At 65.0% G+C, this 7,182-nt stretch carries 4 protein-coding genes and 1 pseudogene; all 5 read right to left on the reverse strand.

The window, feature by feature from the left end:
* Positions 1 to 1,997 (reverse strand): hypothetical protein (locus OBACDRAFT_RS13765; RefSeq protein ID WP_232767134.1); only part of this gene is annotated, 1,997 nt, incomplete at its 3' end.
* 152 nt (positions 1,998 to 2,149) lie between these two features.
* Positions 2,150 to 4,231: a type II secretion system protein GspD gene (locus tag OBACDRAFT_RS30755; RefSeq protein ID WP_081722046.1), complete on the reverse strand. Its 2,082-nt coding sequence runs from the start codon at positions 4,229 to 4,231 to the stop codon at positions 2,150 to 2,152.
* Between the two features lie 160 nt (positions 4,232 to 4,391).
* Entirely contained in the window at positions 4,392 to 5,567 is a 1,176-nt protein-coding gene (gene thiH, locus OBACDRAFT_RS13775) for a 2-iminoacetate synthase ThiH (RefSeq protein ID WP_052361986.1), read from the reverse strand.
* Positions 5,568 to 5,621: 54 nt separating this feature from the next.
* On the reverse strand, positions 5,622 to 6,434 hold the full coding sequence (locus OBACDRAFT_RS13780; protein ID WP_052361988.1) for a thiazole synthase: 813 nt from the start codon (positions 6,432 to 6,434) through the stop codon (positions 5,622 to 5,624).
* A 295-nt stretch (positions 6,435 to 6,729) separates the two neighbouring features.
* Positions 6,730 to 7,176 (reverse strand): annotated as a pseudogene (locus OBACDRAFT_RS29865) (thiamine phosphate synthase); the annotation flags it as partial.
* Positions 7,177 to 7,182: the final 6 nt, after the last annotated feature.

Genomic DNA, 7,182 nt, shown 5'->3' on the forward strand with positions numbered 1-7,182 from the left:
CGGATGAGGGTGGCTTGGAGTTCGGCGAGTTGCTGGTCGAGCACGGCTTCGCGGTTGACGAGCGGCCGGTAGGCAAGCGCCGCCACGATGAGGAGCACTGCCAGTGGCACGAGGACGGCGTAGAAGAGGCGCTGGCTGTGGAGGTGCATGGGGACAGTGAACAGTGGGCAGTGAGCAGTGAACAGTGGGTGGATGGGGGTTATTGTCCGAAGAGGCCGGGGCGTGCTCGGGTGTTGCGGTCGCCGTTGGCGGGAGGGGGGTGGGGGGGGGAGGTTGTGTTCGTAGGGGGCGGTTTCGAGGGCGAGGGCAAAGTCGCCTCCTTTGGGCGCAAAGACGCTGGGGTCGGCCAGGGGCTGGCGGGCGCGGACGGGCAGGATGTCGACGCTGGTGAACTGGTGGGTGGCACGGAGGTTTTGGACGAGCGTGCCGATGGAACCGAGGTGGTCTTTGTTGGAGGGGGGGAGGCTGAGTTCAACGACGAGGCCGGTGGGGCGCGCAAAGCAGCCGCGCAGGAATTGCGTTTCGGGAGCGGCGGCGGGCGTGCCTTGCGGGATCGCGCCGCCGACATAGGTCTCGGCGTCGGCAATGACGGCAAACCAGAAGTCGGCGGTTGGGGCGTGTGCGGTGCGAGCGGTGCTCAGGGTGCGGATGCCGGTGAGGAGGTCGCGGGTGCGTTTTTGCAGGTAGAGGGCGGGGGTGGCTTCGAGGTAGGCTTGTTCGCGGGCGGCGAATTCTTCGGTGAGGCGGGGGCCGGCGTCCCGCGCGTGTTCGAGGAGGGCAACGCGTTCTTGCTTGGCGCGCACGGAGGCGAGGCGGCCTGCCCAGGCGTGGGTGACGAGGGCGGCACCGAGCACAAGGGCGGTCAGAAGGGCGGCGTGGAGCCAGGTGGTTTTTTGCCGGGTGCGGCGGAGTTCGCGCGCGGCGGGGGGGAGCAAGTTGGCGGGCGCGGGCTGGAGTCCGCTGGAGATGGCGGCGACTCCGTAAGCTATGGCGCAGGCGGCGAGGGAGACGGCGCGGCCATCGTCCCCGACGGCGATGTCGGGCCAGTGTTGCGCGGGGTGGCCGCCGGCGTGGGTTTCGAGGAGGGCGCGGACGCCGGGGTCGGCGAGTTGGGCGCCACTGAACCAGCGGGGCAGTTCAAGGAGGGTGTCGGGCGGGATGCCGGCTTCGCGGGCGTGTTCGCGCAGGAGGGTTTCGATGGAGTGGTGCCAGCGTTGGAGGGCGGCTTGGAGTTGCGGGGTGGCGGGGCTGACGACGGCGGGGCCTTCGCGTTTGAGGACGATCTCGGCTTCGTCGGCGGGGCAGCGGAGGTCGGTGGCGAGGGCGGCGAGGAGTGCGCCGCTGCCGGTGTCGATGCTGGCGGAGAAGACCGTCTGGTGGTCGAGGACGAGGACGAGGGTGCTGGCGACGGCACCGAGTTCGATGAGGACGGCGGAGGGGGGGCGGGCGGAGACTTCGGCGAAGGCGGCGGAGAGGGCGCCGTCCGCGCTGGTGATGTGGGTGACGTCACCCGCTGCCAGTCCGCAGCGGAGGAGTTGCAGGTCCACGTCGGCTTCGCGGGCAATGGTGATCCAGGCGGGGCGCGCGTGGGGTCCAAAGGGTTTTAGCGGGCGGGAGTCGTAGATGCTGGGGACTTGTTCGAACTGGCGTCCGCCGATGGTTTGGACGAGGGGGTGCGCGGCGCGGGTGTCGCCGGGCGGGAGGTCCATGATCTGGGAGTGGGAGCGGCCGAGGGGGAGGGAGAGGGCGACGGGGGCGGGGGGGAGGGTGGCGAGGATCTGGCCGAGGCGGCGGGCCATTTCTTCGGGGGTGAGGAGGCCGTCGGCGGCGAGGTCGATGGTGATGAGTTTTTCGATACGCAGTCCGGAGACTTCACGGCGGGCGAGGAGGATGCGCGCGACGGCTTCACCGGCTTGGATGGCGATGCGGCGTCCATGAGGAGCGATGCCGGTGAGGAGGCGGCGGACGGCGGCGGTCGTGGCGGCGGTGGCGGGCATCGGAGCGGAAGGCGGGAAGGGGGGGGGGGGGAGGGAAGGGAGGCGGCTGCGCCGTCGAACATTTAACGTTTAACGCTTAACATTTAACATTGAATGGCCGGGGAGCGGGTTTGGTGGTCGGGCTTCAGGGTTTGGTATTTAATGTTTAATGTTCAACGTTTAGTGTTTTCCGTTGGTTGGGCTTCCGGTGCGGAGGGCTCGGGGGCGAAGAGGGGGGCTTCGGGGGCGCGGGTGCCGCGGCGGGAGCGTCGTTGGGTGCGGGGCGTCTCTTCGGTGCCGGGGGCGTTGTTGTAGCGGACAAATTCGCCGGTCTCGGAGAGGAGCGTGGCGGTCACGAATATGAGCAGGTAACGGGGTTTGCTTACTTCGGTTTTGGTGCGGAAGAGCGCGCCAAGATAGGGAATGGCCCCAAGGACGGGCACGGATTCGGTGAAGGTGCTTTGCACGTTCTCAATGACGCCGCCCATGACGACGGTCTCGCCGGATTGGACGATGACGCGGGTGGAGATTTCCTGGTCGCGGGATTGGGGGAGCTTGATGTCGAAGGTGCTCACGACTCTGCCGCTGGAGTCGAGGTCGCTGACGGTGGCGAAGGTCACCAGTTCCACGTCCTGCGAGACGCTGGGTTTGAGGGCGAGCATGATGCTGCGTCCGTCGCCGCCGATGCTGGCGAGGACGTCGAGCGAGACGCCGGCCGAGAGTTTGGTCGGTTTGCCGGAGGGAACGAGTGAGGAGGTGGAGCGGTTTTCGAGGATGGTCTGCGAGACTTGGTACTCTTCGTAGTAGTATTGGGTCTTGCCGTCGCGAATGGTGGCGGGGCGGTTGTTGATGACGGTGAGGCGGGGGGCGCTGAGGGTCTGGCTTTCGCCGCTTTGTTCGATGGCGGTGAGGGTGGCGGTGAGGGAGTCGCTGTTGCTGCCAAAGATGCCGGTGAAGGTTTTTTCGAGTCCGAAGCCGACGGTGGTGGCAATGCTGGTGTAGTCGGTGGCGGAGCGGGCGGAGGTGGTGGGGCGGTTGGTTTCCCAGTTGAGGCCGAGTTGCTGGAAGGCGGCTTCGGAGATGGTGATGAAGCGGGCTTCGATGAGGACTTGCTGCACGGGGCGGTCAAATTCGCGGATGATGTTTTCCAAGGTGCGGAGCTGGTCGCGGGTGCCGGTGGCCACGATGATGTTGCGCTCGTAGTCGATCATGTAGGTGGAGCCGGTGAAGAATTTTTTGATGGCTTGCTCGATGCCAGTCTCCTGCGGGGCGCCGTCGCGGACGAATTGTTCGACGGTCTGGTTGGTCGTTATGGTTTCCTTGTCCTTGTCCTTGACGCGGGTTTCCTTGACTTCGCTGGCACCGAATTGCGCGGGCATGATGAAGCCGCGGGAGAGGCGGTAGAAACGGGTTTCTTCAAAGAGGTTTTTCTTGTTCTTGGCATCGACGATCCAGACGAGGTTTTCGCCGACTTCGAAGTGGAGTTCCATCTGGCGCGACACGTAGGAGAGGAGGTCGGTGAGGGGGACGTCCTTCATGTTGACGCTGATTTTTTTCTGGAATTGGGCGAGGCCGCGGTCGGCCACGAAGTTGACGCCGGTGGCCTTGCCGAGGGTGAAGATGATCGACTCGAGGGTGACGTCATCGACTTGGAGGGTGACGGTTTTTTGGAGGATGGCCTCCATGCCGCTGGGTTTGTCCTTGTCGTTGATGCCGGTGAGGGGGGCGGAGCGGTTGAGGGTCTGGCCGTAGCTGGGTGGGATGACGGAGGATTTGGGCACGTCGTCGAGGGCTTCGCGGAGGCTCTGCGGGAGGTCGAGGCCGCGGGCTTTGGACTCGGTGAAGAAGTCTTGAAAGGTGTTGGTGAAGCGGGTGTCGGTGGCCTGGATGTCGCGCAGTTCGTTTTCGAGGGAGCGGTCGCGGCGGCGCTGGGCTTCGACGTAGATCCAGCTGTAAATGCGGTCAACGGTGGGGTCGGAGGGGTCCTGGCGTTTGAGGCGGGCAATCTGGGTTTCGGCTTCGTCCCACTTGCCGGAGCGGGCGGCGTCGAGGATGGCACGCAGTTCCTTGTCGTGCGTGGTGCTGACGGGAGGGCGTTCGACTTCCTTGGGGAGGGCGGCTTTGCCAGCGTTGGCCGCGGCGGCTTTTTTCTTGGAGGAGCTTTGGCAGCCGACAAGGAGTGCAAGGCATGCGCCGAGGAGAACCAGGAGATGGGGCCAGGAGTTTGGGAATTTCCGAGAAAGTGTAGCAGCCATGATGTCGTGTGCAGTGGGCGAGGGTGCCCACCGCAGGATTTTGTTTCCGATTCCATCCGATATTAACCCAAATTCCGCAATTGGAATAGCCGCAAAAAGGCACAAAAGGCGCAAAAATAATAAAAGATGTAACTATTTTTGATGAGAGTTCACACACTTGTCAGGTGAACGGCGTTCCCAGCGGTTGCGGGTTCGGGGTCGCACCGTCGTAGGTGGGGTCCCAGTCTTTCCAGACGGGTTCGTAGTCGTGGGCGCGGAGGGTGGCGGCGATTTCGGAGGGGGAACGGTCGTCGTTGATCGCAAATTGTTCGAGGGATTCGGGCTCGGCGGAGTAACCGCCGGGGTTGGTCTTCGCCCCGGCGCTCATGCTGGTGATGCCAAGGTGCAGGGCGTGGTCGCGGAATCGGGGGCTTTCGCGCGTCGAGAGGGTGAGATCAACTTCGGGGCTCCAGAGTCGGAGGGCGCAGATGGTCTGGACGAGGTCGCGTTCGTCAAAGGGCGTGAGCGGGATGTCCTGTCCGGCGTGGGGGCGGAGGCGGGGGAAGGAAATGCTGTATCGGGTGCGCCAATACGTGTGTTCGAGGTGACGGAGGTGTTGTCCGAGAAACCAGGCTTCGGCGTGCCAGTCGGAGAGGCCGTAGAGGGCGCCGAGGCCGATTTTTTTGAGTCCGGCCTGGCCGAGTCGGTCGGGTGTTTCGAGTCGGTTGACCATGTTGGCCTTGGGACCGCGGAGGTGGTGACGAGCGTAGGCGGCGGGGTCGTAGGTTTCCTGAAATACGGTCACGGCGCTGAGTCCGTCGGCAGCGAGGGCGGCGTAGTCGTCGGTCGTCATGGGCTGCACTTCCATCGAGATGCTGGAGAAGTGGGGACGGAGGAGTTTTATCGCGTTGCTGAAATAGGCGCGTCCGACGCGGGTGGTTTCGCCAGTGACAAAGAGGATGTGGTCAATGCCGTGGCGTTTGAGGACGGCGGTGTCGGCAAGGATTTCGGTGTCGTTGAGGATTTTTCTGGGGATTTTGTTTTGGGCGCTGAAGCCGCAGTAGGTGCAGATGTTGACGCAGGCGTTGGTGAGGTAGAGGGGCGCGAAGAGTTGCATGGTGCGTCCGAAGCGGGCGAGGGTGGCGCGGTTGGCGAGGCGGGCCATTTGTTCGAGGTGCGGGGCGGCGGCGGGCGAGAGGAGCGCAGCGAGGTCGTCGGGCGTGAGCGCGGTGGCGCTGGAGGGGGTGGCGTGGGTTGCGCGGGCGAGGGCGCGTTGGACGTCGGCTGTCGTGGCGGTTTGGATACGGGCGGCAGTGGTGGCGAAATCGTGTTGTCGCCAGAGGTCGGTGAAGGTCATGGGTGATGTGAGGAGGGGAGAGACTTAATTCGACTTAATTCGATTTAGGTCGATTTAAGTCGATGAGAGGAAGGCGGTGAGGGGGGAGGTGGCGTCGGCTTCTGGGGCGGTGGCGATGGAGGCGAGGCCGGAGTGGTGGGCGAGGGCACCGGCTTCGACGGCGAGGCGGAAGGCGCGGCCCATAGCAACCGGGTCGGGGGCGGAGGCGATGGCGGTGTTGACGAGGACGGCGTCGGCACCGAGTTCGAGGGCGGCGGCAGCGTGCGAGGGCGCGCCGAGTCCGGCATCGATGACGACAGGGACGCGGGACTGGGCGATGATGATTTCTAAAAAAACGCGGGCTTCGAGGCCACGGTTGCTGCCAATGGGGGCGGCGAGGGGCATGACGGCGGCGGCTCCGGCTTCTTCGAGTTGTTTGCAGATCACGGGGTCGGCGTGTATGTAGGGAAGCACTACAAAGCCGCGGCGCACGAGTTCACGGGTGGCGGCGAGAGTTTCCACGGGGTCGGGCATGAGGTATTTGGGGTCGGGATGGATTTCGAGTTTGAGCCAGTTGGTTTCAATGGCTTCGCGGGCGAGTTCGGCGGCGAGGATGGCTTCCTTGGCGTCGCGTACGCCGGAGGTGTTGGGAAGGAGGCGGTGACGGGTGCGGTCGATGTGGGCAAGGATGTCATCTGTAGTGGTGGATTCGGTACGCACGCGGCGGAGGGCGACGGTGACGAGTTCGGCGTCGGCTGCGGCCAGGCTGGCGGCCATGATGGCGGGTGAGCTGTATTTGCCGGTGCCGAGAAAGAGGCGGGAGCGGAGGGTGATGCCTGCGATGGTGAGCGGCGGTGGCGTGGTGACGTGTGGCGTGGTGGCGGTCATGGTTGGGTGGTTGTTTGGATTGTTTCGAATGGCGATGTAGGGGCTTCGCTTGCGAAGCCCGCAGCAGGAGAGCGACGCGCCAAATGGCATTCGCGGGTTTCGCAAGCGAAACCCCTACCTTCAAACCACGCGGTGAGAAATTCGCGGTGGCGGGCGGGAAGGTCGGGGGCGTTGAGGAGTGCGCCGGAAATGGCGACGCCGTCGGCTCCGAGGGCGCGGATGGCTGGGAGATCGGCTGGGTGAACTCCGCCGATGATGTAGGAGGGGGGGGGGGGGAGGGCCAGTTTGTAAGGAGTTCTCGGATACCGTCGAGGCCGAGGAGGGGGGCGAGGTTTTGTTTGGTGGTGGTGTGGCGGAGGGGGCCGATGCCGATGTAGTCGAGGTGGCCGGCGGCGTGCGCGGCGGCGGCGGCGCGGGCGTGGTCGGTGTTGTTGACGGTGCCGCCAATGAGGGCTCGGGGGCCGAGGAGGCGTCGGGCGGTGGACCAAGGGGTGTCTTGCGTTCCGAGGTGGACGCCGTCGGCTCCGGAGTCGCGGGCGATTTCGGGGTTGTCGTTGATGATGCAGAGGGCGTCGTGCGCGTGGCAGATGTCCACGACTTCACGGGCGAGGGCGAGCCAGCGGTCGGGCTGGGAGCTGAGTTGTTTGGTGCGGAGTTGGATGTGTTTTACTCCAGCGGCGCAGAGAGCGCGGGTTTGCGCGGGGTGGTTTCCCAAAGGGTGTTTGTCATGCGTGATGGCGATGAGGGG

The organism is Geminisphaera colitermitum TAV2, from assembly GCF_000171235.2.
GTDB classification, from domain to species: Bacteria; Verrucomicrobiota; Verrucomicrobiia; order Opitutales; family Opitutaceae; genus Geminisphaera; species Geminisphaera colitermitum.